Consider the following 23,778-nt stretch of genomic DNA (forward strand, 5'->3'; position numbering starts at 1 on the left):
TTACAATTTCCTTCAATGTATATTTATGCTTGAAAATGCACCTGTTGGTATTGGAAGTGAACTATTTTATTTTTTGTTAAAAAAAGATAACTTTAACATTGCTATAACTTTATCATTTTCAACTATAAACATGAGTAATCCCAATAATCTCCATAGTGCAGATGGCAGTATTTTAGGATTCCTTTATCAAATACAACGAGCATTGATCTGGTTAAGTTCGTCTGACAGTGAGACGCTGGTCGGTGTTGAAGTAGACGACGATATAAGTGTTCGTCTTATTGATGGGGCTGATATAAAAACCATCTATGAACAGGCTAAACATAGTCAGACTTCTAAAATACCCTATGCAGATAGCAGCATTGATCTTTGGAAAACTTTAAGCATTTGGGTCGAGGCTGTCACCAGCGGCAGAATTGACGTAACAAAAGCAATATTTTCTTTTTTGACCAACAAGCAATTGCCAATCAACAGGTTGGTCTTAAAATTAAGTAAAGCAACAACTGCAAGTGAAGAAAATAGAAAAGGAAAAAATGCTCCGATCATTGCTCTTGCTGATCAGCTCAAGCAAAAAGCGGGTACATTGCCAAAATCATTATCATCTTTTGGCCAGATAGTTCAAAACTGCCCGACTGATAAACTTGTCCAAATTATTGACAAAATAGTTGTACTAGACAGCACTTATGAGCATTCTATCCATCAGGAGAAAACTACGCTTAAAAACAACCTGAGTCTGGCGGAAGACATCCCGTTTGACTATATCTATCAGGGACTTTTCGGATTTGTTTCAGATTGCTTGATTACGCAATGGAAAAATCGCCAACCTGGATGGATTAGTGTTAAGGCATTTAATAATCAGTACGCTGAACTACTTGCTACCTTCAAAAAGAAATCCTTTTTTGAAAAAGCTGTGGATTCCTTACCTGTAAGTTCAACAGATATAGCGAAAAACCGGGGAAAAACATATGTAGAGCAACTAAAGAAAATTGGTTGTACAGAGGAAGAGATTATAGAGGCGATTCACGATTTTGTAAGAGCTGCTTCGGAACGCAGTCGTTTCGCCCAGGATGCGGAAATACCCAAACAAAAGTTCGATTTATATTTTGATGATCTGATCAGTCACTGGACTTCTATTTCCCGCCCAAAATTCAGGTTTGCCAATGCAGCAGACTTTGTAAAAATAGGCTATGAAGTTTATTATTTCTCTTTATTACATAAAGGAAAACTGAATAACTATGAACCCGAACAGGGTTATACTCATAAAGGAACATACCATTACTTGGCGGACGAAACCCGTCTGGGATGGCATCCTGAGTGGGAAAAACTAAAAGATAAAGTAAAGAAATAATATGCTCAACGAATTTGATATTTTCCAAAACAAAGTTTTGGGCGCACATGTAATCTGGGAATTTTCCAAAAATTTCAAACTCAACAACAAAGAGCATGCAGCACCGTCCTTGCTGATGACTATGCCGGTGATACCATTATGTTTTAATAAGCGGGTAGTTGTTGGCATAAAGGAACGAAATTTTAGAGAAGGCAGCCTTTTGCGCGCGTTGGAAGAAAGAAAGGATTTGTTTTCAGGACTACAAGAGCGAATGGAGGGCATGGCTGACCTCACACTTCAGTCCGTTTATCTTGGTTCAGTGTCAAAGCTTTTTTATTATGACCGTGAAAATGCCATTATCGTTCCGATCGCAAAAGGCCTGCCTGCCAAAGTGAAAGAATCCGTTATCAAAAACTACGAGTACAATGATATAATTAATGCTTCCAGACGAATCGGGGCTTGGTTCGGTCTTTTTAATCAGTCAGAAATCATGTTATATTTTAATCTTCGGTTCTAATGGAATTTAAAATTAAATCTATTTTTCTTTTACCAAAAGATACTGAAAAGGGTATTCGTACGATTGATTTTTCGCTGAATAAAGTAAACGTCATCACAGGAGGCAGTGAAAAAGGAAAATCTACTTTAATTGCCATAACTGATTATTGTTTAGGCAGTGGCAAATGCAGAATACCGACCCGAAAAATAAGAAATCACACAGAATGGTTTGGCCTTCATATTGTTTTAGAAAACAATCTTGAAGTTATTGTCGCCAGAAAAGAGCCCGGAGAATTAATCGCCTCGGGAGATATGTATATAAGGGAAGGGAGTGATCTCAAGATACCGTCGGCTATTATCAGTAACTGTAATGTCAATGAAGTAAAGTCGCGTCTTAATAATATTGCCGGTTTAAGCGATTTAAACTTCGCAGAAGAGGGCGCAAAGGTCGGGTTTGATTCCCACCCAAGTTTTCGGGACCTCACGTCTTTTTTATTTCAGCCACAATATATTATCGCTAATCAATCGGCGCTATTTTACCGAACAGATCAAATGGCTCACAGGCAAAAGCTTATTTCGATTTTTAATTACATATTACAGGCAGTCGATAATATCTATTTGGAACTAAAAGAGGAATTGCGACAAATCGAAAGAGATTTGTACGACCTTAATCGGGAAATGGATAAAAAAATGCGCAGCCTCAACAGGTTGATAGGTCAGCTTCGCGGATTTTACAATCAAGCAAAAGAGTTCGGTTTGCTTAGAAATGAACCTTACCCTGATGATAATTGGACTACAGTAGATTTTATCGACAGGTTGAAGCGGATTCCAGGAGAAGTAGACTCGCCGGTGGTATTGCAAGTTTCTATGGATGCGATCGCAACCACCTCTAACAGAATTACAGAGTTAACGAGTCTTGAACTGAATATTGCCTATGATCTTCAAAACTTGAAGCACAGGCAGGAATTACTAAACAGGTTAATAGAGAGTAATGCTAATTATCGCGATGATTTACTTCAGCAACATGGCCGCTTAAAAACAACCAGTTGGTTTAATGACCTTTTAACCAAACATGAGGAACAATGTCCGTTTTGTCTCTCAAAAACAGATTCTGGTAAATCATATTTACAAAAATTAATAACTACCAATAATGAAATTATTTCTACAGGAACCCAATTAAATGACAATGTTACAGTTTTAAAAAGTGAACAAAGGAAGGTTTCAAGTGAAATAAGGGATTTGTTGCAACGATTGAATCAGGTTAGGCAAGAATTGAATGTTTTAAGGCAAAGTGGAAACGATGATAATCGGAGATTAAATACGATCAATACTATTTATCGTTTTGCCGGTATGATCGAGAGTGAGTTAAATAGCTATGAAACTTTTTCAAAAGACACGACAGCCGAAGAGCAGATAAAGAAATTAGAAGTCAGGCGGACCGCAATTAACCAGCAGATTAATCAGAGCGTCATAGAGAACAAGGTTAAACGGGCAAAAAAAACGATCACGGACGCGATATCTTACTATGCAGAAATATTTAAAGCAGAAAACTACGCCGAACTAATACAATTTAATGAGAGAGACTTAACGTTAACCTTTGTATCGGATTCCGGGCGTACGGACGCTTTATATGAAATTGGTTCCGGCTCAAACTATATGGCCTACCATATTTCTACCATTTTGGCCTTTCAAGAGTTCTTTTTGAGCAAGAAAAAGCATCCGGTACCCAGTTTTGTATTTTTCGACCAACCTACCCAGGTTTATTTCCCCGAAACTGATGTGGAAATTAGTGAAAAAAGTGAAGATGTTACGCGGGTACGTCGCATTTTTGAGGCACTCAACTCCGCCGTTGTTAGAACTAAGGGGAAATTACAAATCATCATTTTGGAACACGTTGGGGAATATGCCTGGACTGGGTATGAAAATATAATTAGAGTAAAACGTTGGCGCGATAATGAAGAAAATGCCGACGATCGTGCTTTAATCCCGGATTCCTGGTTTGATTAACGGACGTTAAATGCCGTCGATAATAATACGGTTTGTTGTTTCCCGTTTCTTTTGATCAAGCAGACGTGTATAGCGCTGTGTCGTTTTCACATGACGGTGTCCCAGCATCTTGGAAACAGTATAGATATCTGTACCGTTATTCAACTGCAAGGTGGCATAGGTATGCCGGAGGCAACAAAAGGTAAGGTGCTTGGTGATGCCTGCCTGCGCCGGCCATTGCACCAGAAAATCGCGGATCTGGTTATAATAAAGTTTTTTAAAAACTCGGCTTCCCGGTAGTTCCCGTTCACCCAGTAATTCATATGCCTGATTGGATATGGGCATATGTTGCGTTTTCAAGGTTTTTCGCTGGCTGAATTGCAAATAGTATTGATCGGCTGTTCCCCGAACTTCCTGCCAGATCAGGGCGTGGATATCGCAAAAACGCAGGCCCGTCAGAATGCCAAATAAAACGACCCGTTTGCACAGTTCACTGCTGGCGGGTGTCTGGAGCAATAACCGGATGTCCGACATGGTTAGGAATTCTACCAGTGCCTCACGTTCTTTCAGACCGCGGCTGAGCGCATAAAAATCGTCCAGCACCAGTTTTTCGCGCCAAGCCTGCTTCAGTGCGTTGCGGAATTTATTGAAATAACTTAAGGCGCTATTATGCCCGATACCCGCCCGTGCTTCCCGTAGCTTAGGCCCACTCCGTAAATACGCCTTGAAATCTTCGCACAACGATAAATCAATATCTATAAAACGGATATCACCATCCGCAAATTTTTCAAAATAACGCACGGCGCTGTCCCAGTTATGCCGATTCATCCCGCGCTGCCGATTGGCCAGTCGGCGGAAGTATGCATTAAAACTTTGCAAGCGTTTATAATCCGGGGCGAAGCCATGCAATGCTGCTTGCATATCGAGTTGGCGGTGGGCGCGTATATTTTCTGCCAGGTGTTCGGTTTCCCGGTTATGCTGTTTTTCCAGGTTGGTTTTCGGCTGAACAAATAGATACAATTTCAAATATTCGAAACGCCTTTTCTTGCCGGTTACCAGATTGATCACTTTCGGTGAATAATCCAGGAGAAGAGCGACACGGCCTTTGCTCATCGGCTTTTTTCTTAGACTAACTCTCATAGTTGGATGTATTTGTTTCAATTAGTGTTTTAATGTCTGCTTTGATCCGCTGATAGGTCATCAGGACCTCGGCGGGGCTGACTGCAGGCACGGCGGGGATATCCCGGAAATTTTGTTCTTCCCGGCTGATGGCATCGTGATCATTTTGTATTTGGCAGTGGAAAGTTTTGAGGTCGATCTTGTTGGTTGGATCATCAGCAACCATACCGACAAATTCACCAGATGATAAACCGGCTATTTTAGAAGCAGGAATCGCGTAATCCAGTTGCGTGGACCGGGTTACCGAAGTATCCACAGCATTGATAGATACGCTTTCCTTGACTTGGTTGATCTTGCCGAAACGCTCGGATAGCTGCTTGGCGGTATCCCCGGTAACCTGTCCGCAAACGATGTTGCCGACAATATTCATAATGACCTCAGCCTGCTCACGGCCATAATCTTTCTTTAATTGGCTATAGTCCTGCACAGCCAGCGTAACCGCTACTTTGTTGGAACGCGCCGTAGCAATAAGGTTATCAATGCCATTAAAATAAATGGTCGGAAACTCATCGAAGATCAGACTGCATTTTTGCTGCTTTTTGCGGTTAACGAGCTTATTGATGCGGTTAATATAAAGCGAAAGTACAGCGCCATAGACCTGCGACTTTTGCGGGTTGTTCGCCAGGCAAACCACTTTTGGATCGTTTGGATTATTAATGTCCAGCGAAAAATCATTGCCGCTTAATACATAATAGAGTTGTGGAGAGGACAATCGGGCTAAACTGATCTTCGCACTGGCGATCTGTCCTTCCAACTGCTCATAAGCCTCATTCTTCCAGGCCGACATAAATGGATTGATCAGTACCTCGATCTCCGGTTCACTACTCAGCACCGCAAATAATTCTTTGTAGTCTACCAATGATAATTCGATCACATGCGGCAACGTGCAATACCTGCCATGCCCGTATTTTTTAAGGAACCAAATGAGTGCCGTCACAAAATTGATCGGCGATTCGACAAAGAAATCGCCCTGCTTTTTGATCCATTCCCGGTTCAGCCCGAGCATGACCGTCCGTGCTGATTCTATTGCATCGGTAATATCCTGCATCGTATCCGGCTCCAGCGGATTGCTGCGGTGCATGATCTTTTCAAAGTTGATGACATAGAACGAACGGCCGCCGTGTTTGCGGAGCGCGTTATAAGCGATCCTGGAAAGGTCATCGTATTTAAAATCATAAATCAGCATACTGAATCCTTTAGCGATATGCTGGGTGATGATATGCCGAATCACAAAATAGGACTTTCCTGCCCCCGGACTACCGCCAACTAAGGTGCCGCGAAAAGGGTTAATAATATTGATCCAGCTGCTCCGCTCTTTGCCTTTTAACTGATACCTGGCCGGTAGATTAACGGAGTATTCATTTTCAAGCAGTCGTTCTTCCTGGGGAAATGTTTCGTTTTCCTTATTGAAGATATCACCGCCTAATTTCAGCTTTAACCTACGGAACAATAGGCCACCGCCATTCATAAATAAAATATAACCGAGCGAACTTAACCCCATATAAAACCAGGGAAGAATCACCAACCAGTCTGCCGCCAAGTAAAGCGTTAAACCGGTCAGCATGTACGCAATAATGGCGCGCGGCCTGATCTTTTCGTCTTTTTTGCCCTTGCTACCAATGAGCGAAACAATCAGCAAACCCAATGCGCTAAGTTTAGCAATCAATAGGCTTTTAAAAATGGGCAGCTTAGCAATATTGAACATCAGATGGTCAACAATCCTGTACGTGAAACCCAATTGCTGAAATAACGGATAACAGATCAGGTAAAAATGGATCAGTAATATGGCGATGCTGAGCAATCGTGTAAAGTCGATGATCTTTCTGAGGGCTTGTTCGTTCTCTCCGGTTTGCATGGCGTTAAAGATTTAGTCCTTTACGTTTCTTCTTTTTGAATTTGTTGAGCGCAGCCAGGTCCTCCCGCTCCGCCGCGAATAAGATGCCTAACAATTCATCATTATCGGAGGTGCTTGGATGGACGGCGTCGTTTTCGGTTTGTTGGGCTTTGACCACCTTAGTTTGGGTTTCCGGCAGAAATTTGGCGGATAGTAAGTTCGCGCTGTAGGCTTTGCCGAGGTCGCTGCCATTGAATACCGCTTTATTTTGCTGGTCAATGAAAGTCACCCCGTAAATGCGGCCTTCTTCATTTTGACGAAGAATGACCTGGATACCTTTTGCTTTGAGCTCTCTTTGAAAACTGCGTTTGGTTTGCGGTTTAGCCAATGCCTGGTCAATGAGTTTGATGAGTTCCGCTTTAAATGGTTTCCGTAATTGCTGGTTGAGCCTGAATTTTTCTTCCAGTGTTTTGAGCGTGGGTTTGCCATAGATCGTGCTGGCCTTGATCGGTACACTCATTTTGTTACCCTGTTTATCCAGCAGCCAATAAACCAAGCCTTCGTGGGCATACATACGCGAATCTTTGGAACCCCGGTCAGCCTGTATATGATACTGTTGTAAAACCGCGTTGAGTTCGGTAACACTGGTAAACTTATAGGCCCTCAACATAAAGCTCAGGATATTGGTGATTACCCTTTTGGTTTCCGCTTTACCATATTCCGCCGGGGATATATCTGCTTTTAAATCAGGTTTTTGTTTGGGCTGGTCCTCCGCCTTGATCAGGCCATATTTGATCTCGACAGACTTACGGGCTTTCTCTGATTCATTTTGACCGAGATAGTGCAGGCTGATCCGGTAACCGTCTTTTTTAATATTGGTGGTAACAATATGAACGTGCGGGTGCCCGGCATCCAAATGCCGGTAAACTAAACAGGGTTGGTCGCCAAAACCGATGCCCTGCATATAATCACTAGTGATCGACTGAAGTTTGTCATCGGGCAAGTTTTCGCCGTTCGCAAAATTCAGGGAGATATGCACCGTGTTGGTTTTGGTGCGCTCATTCCTTTCGGCCAGGTCGGTCAGCCGCAGCAGCTTATCATAAAAGCTGAGGTCGGCGGTATCTTTAGGATAGCCTGTCGCAACGATCAGCTCTGCTTTACCCTTTTTTACTTTATTTTCATTGTAATTAAGCGCGCCAATCAGGCTTTTACCGCTTTTAATTTTTGCGACCATAGCTCTGCGTATTCGTTCATTCGTTCTTTGATCTGATTGATCGATGGCTCGACCCTGCCGGTGATCGTACTCAGCAAGTGTGACCATAGCCGGGCGTCTGCGTTGCCATGGGCGGCGTTGATCTGGTAGACGGCCTGGTTCAAATTATTTCCGATGGCATTAAGTTCACGCCGCAACAGGATCAATTCCTCCAGTACGTCATCCATCGCTTTATCCCGGTAATTGACGGTTACCGGTTTTTCCAAAAGCACGCTGCGCATGTATTCACTCAACTTGCGAAAGCGGGTCTTTTTGAAACGCGTTTCGAGCAATTGATATTCGTCCGGTTTAAACCGCAGGTTCTTCCAGCGTATGCGTTTATCTTCCTGTTTGTCCATTGTCTGTTGTTTTAAAAAGCCGACTCCGGAGGCTTTTTGCCTGGACCCGCAGCACTCGGGGCGCGGAGGGCAAGATTCGATTGTGACACAATCGTACATCTTGCTGACTGCTGCGAAGCGGGCAGTTTGATCCTGCTGTCAGTGTTTTATTCGGCATTTTTTGTAGTTTATGTTGGCTTCGCCTTATGGCTGAGATAGAGTTCAAGGGCCTGGATATTGATGTCCTGAAGTGATAATTCCTGTTCCAGGCCGTATGCTTTAACGCGTTTCAACAGCGCTTTCGGTATGCGGTTATTAAACTGTACCTCCGGCTCTTTTGCGGCCGTTGTCTTAACCGGCAATACTTCCTGTATCGGCGTTTTCGGTATTTCCTGTTTGAGCTTATTGGCCAGGCCACCCAACCTTTTTTTATAATCTTCCATTTGCTATCATGCTAGTTTGTTAGCGACCGCTGTTATCATTATAGTTTGCTATAACATTAGCATCCTATTTTAATAGCTTGCTAGGTAGCTATGATCTTATTTTGCGATTATGCTAGCTTCCTATTTAAATAAAAAGCTATCACGCTATCTGGTCCACCAGTTCTTCGGCAAGCGCCATGAACTCCGCTTTAGCTTTTGCATCACCACTTTTTAAAATGCCGGAGGTCATCGAAGAACGGGCAATACTCACCCGGTCGTGAATCCTGGAATTAAATAATGGGGCCTCGAGCATTTGCAGCAGTTCAGCAACTTCCTGGGTGATGCCGGAACGCGGCTTCACCATATTCAGCACGATGCCGGCTTTGCTACCGGCTTCGTTGATCAATGCGATAGTAGAACGGATAGCCATGACATCAAAAAATCCGGCTTTGGTCGGCACCAGGATAAAATCCGATTGCGCAAATAATTCAGGCAATTTGTGCGACAGATACGGCGGTGTATCTACGATAATGAGGTCGTAAGCCAATTGTCCCATATCAGACAATTTATCAATGCCGATAACGGCCAGGTCAGGAAAATCCGCTCTGATATGGTATAAACTGCCCTGCAAATCAGTATCTACTAATGGTACCGATAGTTGATCCTGAAAACAAAGCGCCAGGTTGAGCGCCAGTGTACTTTTACCTACGCCGCCTTTCTGATGGGCGATAGTGATGATCTTTGCCATGCTGGTTTGATATTTTATAGTTTAATAAGATGACAGCAGCGCATTTTCCCGCTGTCGTTTGCAAAGCTTTTGTTCCTGCTCGTAATTGAAGATCCATTCTCCGGCTAAGAGCTTCCAGTTGCGGTAGGGGGTGCCTTTAGGGCTGCTCCAGTTAGCTTTCTCATAATGCGCATAAAAAGCCGCCGCTTCGGAGCTATGATCTTTTTGATCAAAATAAATTTCCACCAGGATCTTTTGGGGCGGCATCTCGGTGCCGAACCCTTTCTGAAGTATCAATTCGGGTTTCCGGCGCTCGGCGGACACTCTTTTAGCTTTACGTTTGGGCGTTTGAAATAACATAGAATTAGAAAATGGCCGGACGCTGCTGACAGGCCCGGCCGGTAAAACATCAGGCACTTTTGTTGGTGGACATCATAAAGGTGATGTCTTCGTAGTCATAATAGATGGACCCGCCAATCTTGGTAAAGGGCAGTACGCCGCTATCTCTTAACGATTGCAAAAAGCCGTGTGAGATACCCAGTAGCTTTTTAACCTCAGCTGATTTAAGCCATTTTTTACCCGGCGCTCCGCTGGCGCATTCTTTAATGATACGCTTAACCTCCTGGAGCATATCATTTTTGAAATCCTCCAGGTCACCAAGGGTCAATATCTGGTTCCGTGTCGGAACCATCCCCATTCTTGATCTTTGTTCAGTTGTTTTGTCCATAACTTGATTTTTAAGGACTTCAAAATTCGGAAAGCGGTAAATCAGAAAATGACAACTTTTGAAAGGGTGGCGTTATTTTTAGGTGGAAAAGGATTAAGATGAACTAAAATGAATGGCAATAAAAAAGGCGACACAATTTGTGACGCCTCGTATTAGGTTATAGAGTTCGCGGTGACCATGTCATAATAGTCAAAAAATACAAGAAGTTCACATTTTGTGAACTTCTTGGAAAGCACGCTAAAATAGCATCACAGTTGAACGGATAATTGCAGATGACCGTTTAGGCCATTTTCTACAATGTTGCGCAATGTTGAGATCCTCACGTCTTTCAAGTTATTTTCAACTTTTGAGATGTATGCTTTAGTGGTCCCGCATTTTTCAGCCAATTGTTCTTGTGTCAACCCTTTGGCTAACCTGGCTTCCTTTAACATTACGCCAAGTATAAAGGCCTCTGCCTCTTTCTCATATTGGTCGCGGGACGGAGTGCCTATCGGCCCGTATTCACGATCTTTCAATTCATCGAAAGTAGTGATGTCATTATTTATTGTTTTCATACTCCTCCTTTATTTTTAAAGCTTTTGCAATTTCTTTAGCCGGTGTTTTCATCGTCTTCTTTTGAAAGCCGTTCATTAGAACAACCAATTTCCCTTCGTCAAAAAAACAGAATATCCTAAAAATGTCGCTTCCTGAAACAACCCTTATTTCGTAAAGGCCTTTAGTGCCTTCAATATGTTTAAGATATTGTTCAGGTATCCTTGGTACCGTTTCTATCAGATCAAATGTCCACAAAATTTTAGTGTATACCTGTTTGGACTGCGCTTCTGCGAAATCTAAAAAGTATCTTTTGTAAACGATAACTTTTCTAATTCGTTCCATACAAATTTAATTAAAGTTGCCTAATTGGGCAACTTATGAAATGATTTTTTTATAAGAAAATAATGATTCAATAATCAGCACGCTGACTTGGGCAGCGCGGGGACCTTTTAAAACGCTGGATAGCATAAATAGACCGGCGTTGGTAAAAGCTACAGGCGGCTTGGACCGGATGGTACGGCGTTCCCCCCAAATTTGAATGCAGATCTCGTCCCATTCCTTTGGTGCCAGGCGAAACATAAAGTCTTCAGGAAAACGCTGATGGTGCCTGCTAACACTTTTGTGCAATTGGTCTATTCCGACCTCATATAAGGCGGCGGCGTCAAAGTCCAGTACTACGGCTTCGCCGCGAACTTTGAATACTTTGCCGGTTAATAGTTCTATTAATTTATCTGGTGTTGCCATGATCTGATTTATTTGGTGAATTATTCCTGTTCAATATTTACCTGGTTGTTTTCGATGATCTTTTTAAGTTTGCCCATGTCATCACTGACCTTTTTGAGCAATACCCGCGCATAGATTTGTGTGGTGGCAATTTTAGTATGCCCCATCATTTTGCTTACTGTCTCGATAGGCACATTATTAGCCAGTGTAATGGTAGTGGCGAACGTATGCCGTGCCACGCCGAAGGTGAGCTTCTTTTTAATGCCGGCGATCTTGGCGATCTCTTTCAGATAAACGTTGACCTTTTGATTAGTGATCGTAGGAAATATCTTTCCTAACGATACTGACCGGGGGTTATCTTTATACTTGTCCATGATCTCCTGGGCTGTTGCCAATAAAGGAATATTCGTAGGCTCGTTGCTTTTTTGGCGGAATAGCTTTAACCATTTCTCCCCGTCTTCACCACGCACCACATTGCCCTCATGTAGATTCATCAGGTCTACAAATGATAGCCCGGTATAGCAGGCGAACAGAAAATAATCGCGTATAACCACGAGCGTATCAGAAGCCAGTTCATATTTATCCAGTGTCTTTAACTCGTTAGTCGATAGGAAAGCGGTCTCGACCTTTTTATACCGGAACTTGTAATTCTTAAAGGGGTCTTTGCTGATCCATTGCAACTTGAAGGCGAGCGTGGTCATTTTACGCAGGCGGATCAGGTGTTTCATCACGCCGTTATTATTAATAGGTTGGAAATGGTCGGCCGGTTTGTGGTTGCGCAGGAAGGTTTCAAAATCAATGATGAATTTGTAGTCGATATCATTGATCCGGATATCGGTTGTCTTTCGCTTTTCTTTTAAGAATTTCTCCAGGTACCGGCGTGTTACCGCGTAATGTTTGAGCGTACTCCAGGTAAGCGCTGCTGATGCCGTTTCGTAATGATAATCCATCAGCCGGCTCAATGAATGGGTCTCCTCAGTTGCTTCCCCTAAGAAGTAGGCTTTTACAAGTTGTGGCGTAATTTCCTTTCCCGCGATCTGCAATTGCTGATAGTAGGAGGTAATCGTAAATTTGACTTCCTCCAGGTAAGCGTTCGTTTCTTTAGCTTCCGGCAATCTTACCTTGACACAACCATGTCCCTTGTCCCAGCTGTCCACGTCAACGAAACGTTTTAAGGCAATGAGCACCTTTTCCTTGTTAATGGTAATACTGGCATAAACGGCCGTTTTGCCGTCTTTTTCCCTGCCTTTTCTGATGGTGAAATGCACACCAAATGACTGCGATGTTCTCATCGTTTAACAGTTTTAAGTGAATAAATGATTAATTACCTCCAGAAATCATCAATTTCTGGTCGCTTTTTGGTCGCCGGATTGGTCTTTTTTTCCAGTCTTTTTGAGTGCTTTTTAGTCTATATTTAAGCAATTTAAAAACTGATTATCAATCGTTTAACTCATAAAAGCGACCAAAAGTAAAAAATGATTTTTGGTCGCTGGATTGGTCGCCAAAGCTGTGCATCCGGAAGGATTGAAAAGGATTGGAATAAAACAAAAAACCCTGTAAATCAACGATTTACAGGGTCTACCACAGTCTCAACTTGTGTTTTTGTGCGCCCACCTGGGCTCGAACCAGGGACCAAAAGATTATGAGTCTTCTACTCTAACCAACTGAGCTATAGGCGCGGTTGCGGATAAAAAGCTTACTTCTTCTTTTTCCGGGTGCAATGTTACATATTTGTGCCGAATTTTGGAAGAACTATATGCAAAATATTAAAAATATCATCTTCGATTACGGTAATGTTATCTTCAGTATAGACTTTACCCTAGCTCAAAAAGCATTTAGTGAATTGGGTATCAGTAATTCCAATCAGTTTTTTGGGCACCTGCAGCAGGATGCTATTTTTGACGCGTTTGACAGGGGAGAGATAACCGCCGCCCAATTTCGCGACCGCTTGCGGGAAGTAACGGGCAATAAAAATCTCACCGACCAGCAAATCGACGACGCCTGGAACAGTATGCTATTGGGTATTGCCGAGGGTAATCATGAGTTGCTGTTGAAGCTTAAATCAAAATACCGCACTTTTCTGATGAGTAATATCAATGATATTCATTACTCGCATATTATGAACTATTTGCGCCGGGAATTTAATTTTGAAGGGAATGATCATTTGTTCGAGAAAGTTTATTATTCGCATCTGGTAGGTAAGCGCAAACCTGATACAGCCTTCTTTCAGCAGTTATTAGATGAAAATAATCTTAACCCTGCCGAGACTTTGTTTATTGACGATAGTCCGCAGCATTTGGAAGGGGCGAAAAAGTTAGGAATACGAGCTTACCTGATGAAAGCGCCGGACACCTTGCAAAAATTTGCACAGGAGAACTTGTTATGATAAGTTTATTACAAGAACAGTATAATGATATTAAAAGTGCGCGACAAGTATTGCTGAATTATTGCGACAATATGAATAATGCCGACCTGTTTAAACCTGTTGAGGTGTTTAATAGCAGCACCATCAATCAATTGCTGGTACATAATGCTAATGTATACCTGCATTGGCTGCAATATTTCGATCAGGAGTTTTCGGGTATATATTTTGATGAGAGGGATATTAATACAATCGAAGATTTGGAAAATATTTATGCCCGGGTAAATGAAGTAGTAAATAGTTTTATCATCAAATATCAGGATAATTATCTCCAGCCTTTTAGCAAAAACGCCACCGGAACTGGCGTGTTAATAACTACTACGCCATTGCAGTTATTTACTCACGTTATCACACACGAGTTTCACCATAAAGGACAGATACTTACTATAAGCAGGTTGCTTGGCCATACCCCTGTTGATACAGACGTTATCCGCACTTAAATTCCCCGGCGCTTTCTTTCTTTGATGATCAAACCCAATTCGCGGCTCATCTGACCGGCAATGGCGGTGTTCTCCTGCGCCCGGCGGAACAAATACGGTAACACCGCTTTTACCGGGCCATAAGGCACATATTTAGCCACATTATAACCCGCATTGGCCAAGTTAAAGCTTAGGTTGTCGCTCATGCCCAGCAATTGCGAACAATAAATATGCGGATGGTTATGCGCTATCTTTTTAGCGTCGAGCAAGGTAGCCAGCAACTTACAGCTATCCTCGTTATGTGTACCGGCAACTATAGCCAGCTTATCTATATGTTCAACACAAAAACGCAGTGCAGCATCATAATCCTTGTCAGCCGATGCTTTATCAGGCTGTATAGGTGAGGAGTAACCTTTTTCAGCAGCCCGTTTACGTTCCTTTTCCATATAAGCGCCCCGCACCAGTTTCGCACCTAAAATAAAGCCTTCCTTTTCGGCAATGGCAAAATCTGCTTTTAACGATGCCAGTTTATCATGGCGGTATAGCTGGTATGTGTTATAAACAATGATTTTTTCCTTATTATAAGTACGCATCATATTCAGCGCCATCTTATCAATAGTATCCTGTATCCAGCTTTCTTCAGCATCTATCATTACAGGTACCTTAGCGATACTTGCTTTTTCGCAAATTCTTTTTACCCGTGTCTGTACTTTTTCCCATTCCTGCTTTTCATCAGCATTAAGCCCGTCTTTAGCGTCCAGTTTTTCCAGTAAGCCAAAACGGGCCACGCCGGTTATTTTAAATACTGTTATAGGCACAGCGGCATCGCCGGTGGCACGGGTTATCGTACGGATGATCTCGTCGCGGGTTTCATCAAAAACCTGTTCTTCATCTTCGCCTTCAACCGAGTAATCTAGTATCGTACCTACTCCGTCCGATGCCAGGTTGTTGATGGTCGGCCCGCATTCGGCAATTGTTTCTCCACCGCAAAAATGCTTAAATATGGTGGCCTTGATAATACCTTTAACAGGCAAGCCAATTTTCACGGCAAAGTTTGTAATTGGCGGGCCCGCTTTTACAAGGAAATTTATATTAATAGCCTTAAACAGCCAATAGGCACGTTTCAAATCGGCATTTGAAGCGTGCCTGAAGGCAATTTCGGTATTTTCAAATGATAGCTTATCCCCAGCTGACGGATCGTCTGTGTGTTTAATTGGCATGGGGCAAAATTAGAAAATGCTTTTAACATAACTCAATATTGAGCGAATAGTTTATTTTTGCGCCTTATGATAGAATTCAAGCTAAACGGCGATCATATACCCTTGATACAACTCTTAAAAGCCACCAACCTGGTTAGTACAGGCGGCGAGGCCCAAATAGTAGTAACGGAAGGCCTTGTGAAATACAATGGCACGGTAGATTATCGCAAACGTCTTAAAGTGAAACAAAGGGATGTTGTTGAATTTGATGGTCAAAAGATCATAGTGATATAGATGGATACTTTGGAGATTACAATGGACACGATCAATAGCATCAGCTACCCCATATATTTTAATAACAGTATTGCCGAACTTGCTAAATTTGTTGAGCAGGGGAACTATTCTAAATTCTTTATCCTTACTGATGAACATACCGGCGAGTTTTGTCTGCCCGTATTGCAAAAACATTTAGGTGATGACAGCAAATACGATCTGATCGAGATCAACTCGGGCGAGGAAAGTAAGACCATTGATTTTTGTGTTGGGATTTGGAAAATGCTGATAGATTTTGGCGCTGATCGTAATAGTTTGCTTATTAACTTAGGTGGTGGCGTTATCAGCGATATGGGCGGCTTCGCGGCTTCAACGTATAAACGCGGGATTGATTTTGTGCATGTGCCTACTACCCTGCTTTCGCAGGTTGATGCTTCTGTGGGCGGCAAAACAGGGATCGATATCGACAGTATTAAAAATATTGTGGGCACTTTCGCGCAACCGAAAGCTGTTTTTATGGAGCATAGCTTTATTAACACCCTGCCCCCGCGCCAGATACTATCCGGTTTAGCTGAAATGTTGAAGCATGGTTTAATTGCCGATGCGGCTTACTGGAACGAATTAAAAATTAGTGATCTGAAATTACCTTCAGCCGAATTGATCTACCAATCGGTGAATATTAAAAACGACATTGTAGTAGAGGACCCTAAAGAAAAGGGAATTCGTAAGGCCCTTAATTTTGGTCATACTATTGGCCATGCGGTTGAAACTTATTCGCTTGAACATGACGAGAACCCGCTTACCCACGGTGAAGCCATTGCCATTGGTATGATTTGCGAATCGTGGCTATCACATCAGCGCACCGGTTTAAGCCTGGACGAATTGAATGAAATAGTAGGCGTATTTTCAAACTTATACCCGCGCTATAATGTGGAAGCAAGCTGCCATGGCGAACTATACAGTCTGATGCAAAAAGATAAAAAGAACCATGGTGATAAGATCAATTGTTCGTTGATCAAAAGGATTGGCGAAAGCAGTATTGATAATATTTGCACTGAAGATGAACTTTGCAGCAGTTTGCAATATTATGCTTCTTTATAAAAGGGGTATTTAATATATTATAAAAAAAATAGGCGCTTTTGGCGCCTATTTTTTTGGGGTTGTTTTTTAAAAATTACAGAATAACGTAAGCTATTAAAGCTACGAAACCAATGATCGCAAGTATGATTCCCTGTAATTTTTGCTCAATTGTTAGTTTAGCAATAGTTTTCATTTAATATGATTAAGGTTATCCCAATATACTTACTGTAATAAATGCATTACAATAGGCTTATTCACTTTTAGCAATTTTTTAAAAAAACAATTATTTATTTTTCATACTCATTTTTGCACGCGGTCAAAATTATGTACTCTCCAAATTATCATACTATTTTACCTTTTCCACTGACTGCTGTAAGTAGTTTCTGTCGTTAAAAATTGCTGAAAAGCATACATAAAATGCTTAAAATGGCGCAGATATAACTAAATATTATAACCCGTTTAAACATCAATCATAGATTGATCTATGTTGTAAGCGTTGACCTTCAAATGGGTTAAGTATTATATAACCAAAGAAGCGCTATACATCATTAGTTTTAAAACTCTGCCTCTGCTTTCTGTTACTCACATCACATTATAGTCAAAATCAGCAATATTCACAGGCATAAAAATTACAATGCTTACCTTTGCACCCAGATGAGCAAACACGGAAGGATATTAGTGGCCATGAGCGGCGGGGTTGATAGCTCGGTTGCTGCAGTTATGTTGCATGAGCAAGGGTACGAAGTTATTGGCCTTACTATGAAAACATGGGATTATGCCTCAAGCGGCGGCAGTTCAAAAGAAACCGGCTGCTGTAGTTTAGATAGCATTAACGATGCCCGTGCCCTGGCTGTTGGTTATGGCATGCCACATTATATATTGGATATCCGCGACGAGTTTGGCGATTTTGTGATAGACAACTTTGTAGATGAATACCTGGCCGGGCGCACCCCTAACCCCTGTGTGCTTTGCAACACCCACATTAAATGGGAAGCCCTTTTAAAACGTGCCGATAAACTGGATTGTGAATTTATCGCGACCGGGCACTATGCCAATATCCGTTTACAGGACAACGGTCGTTATGTAATATCAAAAGGCAGGGACGAAAACAAGGATCAATCTTACGTATTGTGGGGAGTATCACAACAAAACCTGGCACGTACTAAATTCCCATTAGGTAGTTTCAGTAAGCCCGAAATAAGGCAAATGGCTTTGGATATGGGACAGCATGAACTGGCCGCTAAAAGCGAGAGCTACGAGATATGCTTTGTGCCCGACAATGATTACCGGGCTTTCCTGCGCCATAAAGTGCAGGATCTGGATACACGGGTAGGCAATGGTAATTTCACTTTAACAGATGGCACGGTGGTAGGCCAGCACCAGGGATATCCTTTTTATACCATCGGTCAGCGTAAAGGATTAGGGATTGCTTTGGGCAAACCTATGTTTGTTACCAAAATTGACCCGGATACCAATACCGTAGTTTTGGGCACACAGGAGGAGCTTGAAAAACGCGAGGCCTGGGTTCGCAACCTTAACCTGGTAAAATACGATAACGTTAACCTGCCCCTGCAGGCAGTTACTAAAATACGGTATAAAGATGCGGGTGCCGAAAGCACCATAGTGCAAATGGGCGATTATATGAAGGTGGAGTTTGACCATGCCGTAGCCGGTATAGCGCCGGGACAATCGGCAGTATTTTACGAAGGTCAGGATTTACTGGGTGGCGGGTTTTTGATGTAGGCCTTTCGGGGAGTGATTAGAGATCGGTTAATTGGAGATTAGTTTTCTTCTATATTCATATGGAGCACGGCGAAATAGGGAGTTGCCCGTAGGACTTATTCGGAGGAGCGGATAGCAGGAACAAACCTTAATTGCAGCACCGGTGTTGCTTTTCCAAATATTTCTTAAAACATTTGAAGGGTAGAGATCTGTATTTATACCCTAAGATATAGGCAAATAATGGACGCGCAATATGCGCCTGCAGGTTAACAGGACCAAAAAATCGCCACACAAAACGTATTTTAAACCGTTCACTCTTAGAACAGATTACGCACTGCTATGAAACTTTATATTTGCTAATCCACTTCTTTCTATTTTATTTGCAGAAAAAAATTATTTGATGGCGAAAAATTTACTTATTGTTGAATCACCGGCTAAGGCTAAAACTATCGAGGGGTATCTTGGTAAAGACTTTACCGTGAAATCCAGTTACGGCCACATCCGCGATCTCATTAAAAGTGATGACGCCATTAACATCGGTAAAAATTTTGAACAGAAGTACGAGGTGCCTGCCGATAAAAAGCAGGTGGTAAGCGAACTGAAGAAGTTAGCTAAGGAAGCCGATACGGTTTGGCTGGCATCGGACGAGGACCGGGAGGGTGAAGCGATCTCCTGGCACTTATTTGAAACCCTTGACCTTAAAGATGCTAACACCAAACGCATTGTATTTCATGAGATAACTAAGCCGGCAATTATGCGGGCTATAGAAAACCCGCGTAAGATAGATTATAACCTGGTGAATGCCCAGCAAGCCCGCCGGGTGCTGGATAGGCTAGTAGGTTTTGAACTTTCGCCCGTACTTTGGAAAAAGGTTAAACCATCCCTTTCGGCAGGCCGGGTACAATCAGTTGCGGTACGCCTCATCGTCGACCGTGAACGCGAGATAAATAAATTTACCGCGGAAGCGGCCTTTCGCATTGCCGCTACATTTGGCAAAGGCCGCGAGGCATTTAAGGCCGAACTGGCCGAACGCTACAGTAAACAGGAAGACGCAGAGAAGTTTTTAAACGATTGTGCTGATGCTACGTTTAAAGTTAACTCTTTAGAAACTAAGCCTGCACGCCGTTCGCCTGCAGCGCCGTTCACCACTTCAACCTTACAACAGGAAGCCAGCCGTAAGCTGGGCTTTTCAGTATCGCGCACCATGCAGGTAGCGCAAAAATTGTATGAAAGCGGTAAGATTACTTACATGCGTACCGATTCGGTAAACTTATCCGACACGGCAATTAATGCCGCGCAGGCAGAAATTGTATCGGCCTGGGGCGATAAGTACCATACCATGCGCAAGTATAAAACCAAATCGGCCAGCGCGCAGGAAGCTCACGAAGCTATACGACCCACCTATTTCAATGCACATACAATTGATGGCGATAATTCGGAAAAACGCCTGTACGAACTGATCTGGAAACGTGCCATCGCATCGCAAATGAGTGAGGCGCAGTTTGAGAAGACCACCGCGAAAATTGGTATCTCAACCCGTAAAGAAGAATTGGTAGCCAATGGTGAAGTAATGAAGTTTGATGGTTTTCTTAAAGTTTACCTGGAATCGAACGACGAAGAAGAAGATACCACACAGGATGGCGATAATGCTATTTTACCACCATTAAGTGTTAACCAGATACTGGCTTTGCAGGAAATGACAGCTACCGAGCGTTACTCGCGCCCGCCATCACGCTATACAGAAGCAAGTTTAGTAAAGAAACTGGAAGAACTGGGCATTGGCCGTCCATCAACCTATGCCCCTACTATATCTACCATACAAAACCGTGGTTATGTAGTAAAAGAAGAACGCGAAGGTCGTAGCCGTAATTTCCGCGTGCTTACTTTAAAGGGTGGTAATATCACTAAAGAACAGCGTACCGAAAACACCGGTGCCGAACGTAATAAGCTTTTCCCTACAGATATTGGCGCCGTAGTGAACGATTTCCTGGTGCAATATTTTAAAGGGATTGTTGATTTCCATTTTACTGCCACTGTTGAAAAGCAATTTGACGAGATAGCCCAGGGACTGCAGGAATGGACGGACATGATCCGCACCTTTTACCAGCCCTTTCATAACGAGGTAGAAAATACCCTGAAAGTTGCCGACAAAGCAACCGGCGAACGGGAATTAGGTGTGCACCCCGAAACCGGTAAAAAGGTATCGGTGCGCATTGGGCGCTACGGGCCGTTTGTTCAGGTAGGTGATAACGCTACCGACGAAAGCGAAGAGAAGCCGTTATACGCCAGTTTAAGGGCAGGCCAAATGATTGAGACCATAACCCTGCTCGAAGCCTTAGAGTTGTTTAAACTGCCTAAAAAGGTAGGTGTATTTGAAGATAAGGACATGACGGTAGCTATTGGCAAATTTGGCCCGTACATTCGTCATAATAGCGCCTTTGTTTCGTTGCCAAAAGAAATTGATCCGCTGGACGTCACTGAAGAGCAGGCCGTTGAATTGATTTTAGCTAAACGTAAAAAGGATGCCGAGCGTTTGATCAAGTCGTTTGATGAAGACCCGGCTGTAAAAGTGCTTAATGGGCGCTGGGGGCCATATATTGAATTTGGTAAGCTGAATGTTAAAATACCAAAGGATAAAGACCCGCAAACCCTAACCTACGCCGAATGCAAGGCCCTGGCCGACGCCACACCGCAGGATGCAAAAAAAGGCCGGTTTGGCAAAGCTGCAGCAAAAGCACCGGCAGCGAAAGCTGCAACTAAAAAAGCGCCAGCCAAGAAGAAGGCCGCGTCGAAAAAGAAGTAACTAACAGCGTGTCATTTCGAATGCAGTGAGAAATCTTATAAAAGCGATAAGTCGCAACGTATAAGATTTCTCCCGCTGGTCGAAATGACATCGTTTCTTTATAAAATGAAAAAGGACTTACCAGAAAATATAGTAGAGAACATAGCCGTTGCAGTGGCATTGGAGGGTGAGAATATAGAGGCGAAAACCTGGTATGTATATCTCATCAATCTGAAAAACGAGCCTATAGAAAATGTACTGATCACCAGTAAGGGTTATGGCGAAAAGGATGGCGAACAGGTAAAAACATCAACTCTGCGCCATATGTTTCCGGTGATAGAAGGTGAAACTTTTAAGCTGATTGAACCGATAGATGAGCAAACCTTCGGGCTTAATAATGAATACTGGGTTAGCTATTACATTGGCCGCGAAATATTCGACAAGAAATTCATCTTCCTGCCCGAAAGCATTATCGAATCAAACTTTATAAAACTGCCGATAGTGAACAAGCCGGGGGTGATGATAGGGAAATGAGGTTAAAGACCAAAGCTAAAGGACTTTAACGTCATGACGAACTTGTTTCGGCATGACACGTGTAAAAATACTTTACGTCTTGTCTTTCTCTTTTAAGCGTGACCTCCCGGTATTGCCGCGATCAATCGTTTGGTATAGTCTTGCTTTGGATGATTATACACTTCATCCGCCTCGCCTATTTCTTCAATTTGCCCTTTGTTCATGATCATAATACGGTCGGAGATATGTTTAATCACTGACAGATCGTGCGAGATAAAGATATAGGTAAGCTTCAATTCCTCCTGCAATTCGCGCAGCAAGTTCAATACCTGCGCCTGTACCGAAACATCCAATGCGGAAACAGATTCATCGCAAATAATAAAACGAGGCTGCAGGGCCAATGCCCGTGCTATTACAATGCGTTGCCGCTGTCCACCCGAAAACTCGTGCGGGTAACGGTTAAAATGACTTGGGTTAAGGTTTACACGTTCTAATAACTCCAGCACCTTTTGTTTGCGCTCGGAATTATTGCTGTATAGCTGGTGCACCTGGAGGGGTTCCATCAGCGAATCGCCTACTGTTAAACGAGGGTTCAATGATGAATATGGATCCTGGAAAATGATCTGGACATCGCGCCGCATACGGCGCATATCGCTGGTGTTTAGTTTAAGCAGATCGGTTTGATCAAAGCTCACCTGGCCCGATGTAGGCTCTATTAACCTTAAAATACTGCGCCCTAAAGTGGTTTTGCCGCAACCAGATTCCCCTGCCAGGCCTAAAGTCTCGCCGGGGAAAACATCAAAACTTACCCCATTTACAGCTTTCACCACTTGTTTATTCAGGTTGAACAGCCCGCCGCCTACAGGAAACCAGGTATTCATATCCTTCACACTAAGTAGCGGTGGCTGACTATATAGTTGCTTTTTCCTTGCGGTTATTTCAGTTGCGGTGTAGGTATACTGCTCTCTTATTTTATCAATAGTTACACTGGTAACCGTATCGCCTTCCTTTAAAAAATCAGCAACCACCGGTAATTTCTTTAGATGTTGCGATGGCGAGGGTCGGCAAGCCAATAAGCCTTTGGTATATGGATGCTTAGGATGTGCGAATATCTGTTTTACCGTAGCCTGCTCTACAATCTCGCCCTTATACATTACCGCCACATGGTCGGCTATCTCGCTGATCACGCCCAGATCATGCGAGATAAATATCAGGCTCATATTGCGTTCGGCCTTTAGCTTCAGTAACAGTTCAATTATCGTTTTCTGAACGGTGACATCCAACGCGGTGGTGGGTTCATCGGCAATCAACAGTTCAGGGTTGCAGGATAGTGCCATGGCTATCATCACCCGCTGCTTTTGCCCGCCCGATATCTGGTGGGGGTAACTATCAAATATAGCTTCGGGCCGCGGCAATTGCACTTCGTTAAACAAGGCAATGGCGGCGGTTTTAGCAGCTTGCTTATTTAGGCCTAAATGCAATTGTATAGCCTCGGTAACCTGCTTACCGCAAGTAATAACCGGGTTAAGTGAGGTCATGGGCTCCTGGAAGATCATAGCTATACGGTTGCCGCGCAATTTTTGCATTTCCTTTTCAGGAAGACTCAGCAAGTCGACATCATCCAGCCAAATATTGCCGCTGATAATCGTACTTTTTTCATCGTGCAAACGCATCAGGGTAAGTGAAGTAACCGATTTACCCGAGCCTGATTCACCTACTATCCCCAGCGTTTCCCCTTTCTTCAATTGAAAAGAAATGCCCTTCACAGCTTCAAACAAACCATCGCGGGTTTTAAAAGAGACCTTCAAATTCTCGGTTTTCAGCATG

At 43.0% G+C, this 23,778-nt stretch carries 24 protein-coding genes and 1 tRNA gene; 10 read left to right on the forward strand and 15 right to left on the reverse strand.

The annotated features are described in order from the left end of the window. Positions 1-25: 25 nt before the first annotated feature. From IRJ18_RS03595 to IRJ18_RS03605, 3 genes are read left to right on the forward strand one after another with little or no spacing between them, the layout of a single operon-like run. Positions 26-1,345, forward strand: coding sequence for an ABC-three component system protein (locus IRJ18_RS03595; RefSeq protein WP_194104841.1), 1,320 nt, complete (start codon positions 26-28; stop codon positions 1,343-1,345). A 1-nt stretch (position 1,346) separates the two neighbouring features. Next, positions 1,347-1,841, forward strand: coding sequence for a three component ABC system middle component (locus IRJ18_RS03600; RefSeq protein WP_194104842.1), 495 nt, complete (start codon positions 1,347-1,349; stop codon positions 1,839-1,841). Further along, on the forward strand, positions 1,841-3,826 hold the full coding sequence (locus tag IRJ18_RS03605; RefSeq protein ID WP_194104843.1) for a DUF3732 domain-containing protein: 1,986 nt from the start codon (positions 1,841-1,843) through the stop codon (positions 3,824-3,826). The genes IRJ18_RS03600 and IRJ18_RS03605 overlap by 1 nt, the downstream gene beginning before the upstream one ends. Positions 3,827-3,832: 6 nt before the next feature. Here IRJ18_RS03605 and IRJ18_RS03610 read toward each other — a convergent pair whose 3' ends face one another. From IRJ18_RS03610 to IRJ18_RS03670, 13 genes are all read right to left on the reverse strand, one after another. Next, entirely contained in the window at positions 3,833-4,918 is a 1,086-nt protein-coding gene (locus tag IRJ18_RS03610; protein ID WP_194104844.1) for a site-specific integrase, read from the reverse strand. Positions 4,919-4,934: 16 nt separating this feature from the next. Continuing rightward, positions 4,935-6,839, reverse strand: coding sequence for a conjugal transfer protein MobC (gene mobC / locus IRJ18_RS03615; RefSeq protein WP_194104845.1), 1,905 nt, complete (start codon positions 6,837-6,839; stop codon positions 4,935-4,937). A 4-nt stretch (positions 6,840-6,843) separates the two neighbouring features. Continuing rightward, positions 6,844-8,052 (reverse strand): relaxase/mobilization nuclease domain-containing protein, encoded by a 1,209-nt coding sequence (locus IRJ18_RS03620; RefSeq protein ID WP_194104846.1) that lies wholly within the window; start codon positions 8,050-8,052, stop codon positions 6,844-6,846. Continuing rightward, positions 8,019-8,429, reverse strand: a complete 411-nt coding sequence (locus IRJ18_RS03625; RefSeq protein ID WP_194104847.1) for a plasmid mobilization protein — start codon at positions 8,427-8,429, stop codon at positions 8,019-8,021. Before IRJ18_RS03625 ends, IRJ18_RS03620 begins: the two co-directional genes overlap by 34 nt. Before the next feature lie 167 nt (positions 8,430-8,596). Continuing rightward, complete coding sequence (locus IRJ18_RS03630) at positions 8,597-8,851, reverse strand: hypothetical protein (RefSeq protein WP_194104848.1); 255 nt, start codon at positions 8,849-8,851, stop codon at positions 8,597-8,599. Positions 8,852-8,990: 139 nt separating this feature from the next. After that, positions 8,991-9,578 carry a ParA family protein gene (locus tag IRJ18_RS03635; RefSeq protein ID WP_194104849.1) on the reverse strand — a complete coding sequence of 196 codons (588 nt, stop codon included), beginning with the start codon at positions 9,576-9,578 and terminating at the stop codon, positions 8,991-8,993. Between the two features lie 21 nt (positions 9,579-9,599). Then, complete coding sequence (locus IRJ18_RS03640; RefSeq protein WP_194104850.1) at positions 9,600-9,917, reverse strand: hypothetical protein; 318 nt, start codon at positions 9,915-9,917, stop codon at positions 9,600-9,602. 49 nt (positions 9,918-9,966) lie between these two features. Beyond that, the gene (locus tag IRJ18_RS03645; RefSeq protein WP_228072528.1) at positions 9,967-10,254 is read right to left on the reverse strand and encodes a helix-turn-helix domain-containing protein; all 288 of its coding nucleotides are present in this window, start codon (positions 10,252-10,254) and stop codon (positions 9,967-9,969) included. Positions 10,255-10,532: 278 nt separating this feature from the next. Continuing rightward, the gene (locus tag IRJ18_RS03650) at positions 10,533-10,838 is read right to left on the reverse strand and encodes a helix-turn-helix domain-containing protein (protein WP_194104851.1); all 306 of its coding nucleotides are present in this window, start codon (positions 10,836-10,838) and stop codon (positions 10,533-10,535) included. Beyond that, positions 10,822-11,160, reverse strand: a complete 339-nt coding sequence (locus IRJ18_RS03655) for a type II toxin-antitoxin system RelE/ParE family toxin (RefSeq protein ID WP_194104852.1) — start codon at positions 11,158-11,160, stop codon at positions 10,822-10,824. Before IRJ18_RS03655 ends, IRJ18_RS03650 begins: the two co-directional genes overlap by 17 nt. A gap of 33 nt (positions 11,161-11,193) precedes the next feature. After that, a complete protein-coding gene (locus tag IRJ18_RS03660) occupies positions 11,194-11,562 on the reverse strand; it encodes an ORF6N domain-containing protein (RefSeq protein WP_194104853.1) in 369 nt (122 codons plus the stop codon). Between the two features lie 20 nt (positions 11,563-11,582). Further along, positions 11,583-12,833 (reverse strand): site-specific integrase, encoded by a 1,251-nt coding sequence (locus IRJ18_RS03665; protein ID WP_194104854.1) that lies wholly within the window; start codon positions 12,831-12,833, stop codon positions 11,583-11,585. Positions 12,834-13,146: 313 nt separating this feature from the next. Then, positions 13,147-13,220: transfer RNA gene (locus tag IRJ18_RS03670), tRNA-Ile, on the reverse strand. A 77-nt stretch (positions 13,221-13,297) separates the two neighbouring features. Here IRJ18_RS03670 and IRJ18_RS03675 point away from each other — a divergent pair. Both IRJ18_RS03675 and IRJ18_RS03680 read left to right on the forward strand, forming a co-directional pair. Next, complete coding sequence (locus IRJ18_RS03675) at positions 13,298-13,927, forward strand: HAD family hydrolase (protein WP_194104855.1); 630 nt, start codon at positions 13,298-13,300, stop codon at positions 13,925-13,927. Beyond that, complete coding sequence (locus IRJ18_RS03680; protein ID WP_194104856.1) at positions 13,924-14,403, forward strand: DinB family protein; 480 nt, start codon at positions 13,924-13,926, stop codon at positions 14,401-14,403. Before IRJ18_RS03675 ends, IRJ18_RS03680 begins: the two co-directional genes overlap by 4 nt. On the opposite strand, the gene IRJ18_RS03685 is transcribed toward IRJ18_RS03680, so the two are convergent. Further along, the gene (locus tag IRJ18_RS03685; protein ID WP_194104857.1) at positions 14,400-15,602 is read right to left on the reverse strand and encodes a proline dehydrogenase family protein; all 1,203 of its coding nucleotides are present in this window, start codon (positions 15,600-15,602) and stop codon (positions 14,400-14,402) included. The two genes, IRJ18_RS03680 and IRJ18_RS03685, sit on opposite strands and share 4 nt — an antisense overlap. Before the next feature lie 66 nt (positions 15,603-15,668). Here IRJ18_RS03685 and IRJ18_RS03690 point away from each other — a divergent pair, with 66 nt between their 5' ends. The 5 genes from IRJ18_RS03690 (at position 15,669) to IRJ18_RS03710 (ending at position 21,972) form a co-directional block, all read left to right on the forward strand. Then, on the forward strand, positions 15,669-15,875 hold the full coding sequence (locus tag IRJ18_RS03690) for an RNA-binding S4 domain-containing protein (RefSeq protein WP_194104858.1): 207 nt from the start codon (positions 15,669-15,671) through the stop codon (positions 15,873-15,875). A gap of 21 nt (positions 15,876-15,896) precedes the next feature. Next, positions 15,897-16,955, forward strand: coding sequence for a 3-dehydroquinate synthase (aroB, locus tag IRJ18_RS03695; RefSeq protein ID WP_194104859.1), 1,059 nt, complete (start codon positions 15,897-15,899; stop codon positions 16,953-16,955). Positions 16,956-17,588: 633 nt separating this feature from the next. Beyond that, on the forward strand, positions 17,589-18,677 hold the full coding sequence (gene mnmA, locus IRJ18_RS03700; protein WP_194104860.1) for a tRNA 2-thiouridine(34) synthase MnmA: 1,089 nt from the start codon (positions 17,589-17,591) through the stop codon (positions 18,675-18,677). A gap of 379 nt (positions 18,678-19,056) precedes the next feature. Beyond that, positions 19,057-21,459 (forward strand): type I DNA topoisomerase, encoded by a 2,403-nt coding sequence (topA, locus tag IRJ18_RS03705; protein ID WP_194104861.1) that lies wholly within the window; start codon positions 19,057-19,059, stop codon positions 21,457-21,459. Positions 21,460-21,564: 105 nt separating this feature from the next. Continuing rightward, positions 21,565-21,972, forward strand: a complete 408-nt coding sequence (locus IRJ18_RS03710; protein WP_194104862.1) for a hypothetical protein — start codon at positions 21,565-21,567, stop codon at positions 21,970-21,972. 92 nt (positions 21,973-22,064) lie between these two features. Here the strand turns inward: IRJ18_RS03710 and IRJ18_RS03715 are convergent, their stop codons facing one another. After that, complete coding sequence (locus IRJ18_RS03715) at positions 22,065-23,777, reverse strand: ABC transporter ATP-binding protein (protein ID WP_194104863.1); 1,713 nt, start codon at positions 23,775-23,777, stop codon at positions 22,065-22,067. Position 23,778: the final 1 nt, after the last annotated feature.

It is taken from the genome of Mucilaginibacter boryungensis (assembly GCF_015221995.1).
GTDB lineage: Bacteria > Bacteroidota > Bacteroidia > Sphingobacteriales > Sphingobacteriaceae > Mucilaginibacter > Mucilaginibacter boryungensis.

Coding starts and splice junctions, on each gene's coding strand:
- IRJ18_RS03595 (WP_194104841.1), top strand. CDS start 26: ATGCTTGAAAATGCACCTGTTGGTATTGGAAGTGAACTATTTTATTTT.
- IRJ18_RS03600 (WP_194104842.1), top strand. CDS start 1,347: ATGCTCAACGAATTTGATATTTTCCAAAACAAAGTTTTGGGCGCACAT.
- IRJ18_RS03605 (WP_194104843.1), top strand. CDS start 1,841: ATGGAATTTAAAATTAAATCTATTTTTCTTTTACCAAAAGATACTGAA.
- IRJ18_RS03610 (WP_194104844.1), bottom strand. CDS start 4,918: ATGAGCAAAGGCCGTGTCGCTCTTCTCCTGGATTATTCACCGAAAGTG.
- mobC (WP_194104845.1), bottom strand. CDS start 6,839: ATGCAAACCGGAGAGAACGAACAAGCCCTCAGAAAGATCATCGACTTT.
- IRJ18_RS03620 (WP_194104846.1), bottom strand. CDS start 8,052: ATGGTCGCAAAAATTAAAAGCGGTAAAAGCCTGATTGGCGCGCTTAAT.
- IRJ18_RS03625 (WP_194104847.1), bottom strand. CDS start 8,429: ATGGACAAACAGGAAGATAAACGCATACGCTGGAAGAACCTGCGGTTT.
- IRJ18_RS03630 (WP_194104848.1), bottom strand. CDS start 8,851: ATGGAAGATTATAAAAAAAGGTTGGGTGGCCTGGCCAATAAGCTCAAA.
- IRJ18_RS03635 (WP_194104849.1), bottom strand. CDS start 9,578: ATGGCAAAGATCATCACTATCGCCCATCAGAAAGGCGGCGTAGGTAAA.
- IRJ18_RS03640 (WP_194104850.1), bottom strand. CDS start 9,917: ATGTTATTTCAAACGCCCAAACGTAAAGCTAAAAGAGTGTCCGCCGAG.
- IRJ18_RS03645 (WP_228072528.1), bottom strand. CDS start 10,254: ATGGGGATGGTTCCGACACGGAACCAGATATTGACCCTTGGTGACCTG.
- IRJ18_RS03650 (WP_194104851.1), bottom strand. CDS start 10,838: ATGAAAACAATAAATAATGACATCACTACTTTCGATGAATTGAAAGAT.
- IRJ18_RS03655 (WP_194104852.1), bottom strand. CDS start 11,160: ATGGAACGAATTAGAAAAGTTATCGTTTACAAAAGATACTTTTTAGAT.
- IRJ18_RS03660 (WP_194104853.1), bottom strand. CDS start 11,562: ATGGCAACACCAGATAAATTAATAGAACTATTAACCGGCAAAGTATTC.
- IRJ18_RS03665 (WP_194104854.1), bottom strand. CDS start 12,833: ATGAGAACATCGCAGTCATTTGGTGTGCATTTCACCATCAGAAAAGGC.
- IRJ18_RS03675 (WP_194104855.1), top strand. CDS start 13,298: ATGCAAAATATTAAAAATATCATCTTCGATTACGGTAATGTTATCTTC.
- IRJ18_RS03680 (WP_194104856.1), top strand. CDS start 13,924: ATGATAAGTTTATTACAAGAACAGTATAATGATATTAAAAGTGCGCGA.
- IRJ18_RS03685 (WP_194104857.1), bottom strand. CDS start 15,602: ATGCCAATTAAACACACAGACGATCCGTCAGCTGGGGATAAGCTATCA.
- IRJ18_RS03690 (WP_194104858.1), top strand. CDS start 15,669: ATGATAGAATTCAAGCTAAACGGCGATCATATACCCTTGATACAACTC.
- aroB (WP_194104859.1), top strand. CDS start 15,897: ATGGACACGATCAATAGCATCAGCTACCCCATATATTTTAATAACAGT.
- mnmA (WP_194104860.1), top strand. CDS start 17,589: ATGAGCAAACACGGAAGGATATTAGTGGCCATGAGCGGCGGGGTTGAT.
- topA (WP_194104861.1), top strand. CDS start 19,057: ATGGCGAAAAATTTACTTATTGTTGAATCACCGGCTAAGGCTAAAACT.
- IRJ18_RS03710 (WP_194104862.1), top strand. CDS start 21,565: ATGAAAAAGGACTTACCAGAAAATATAGTAGAGAACATAGCCGTTGCA.
- IRJ18_RS03715 (WP_194104863.1), bottom strand. CDS start 23,777: ATGCTGAAAACCGAGAATTTGAAGGTCTCTTTTAAAACCCGCGATGGT.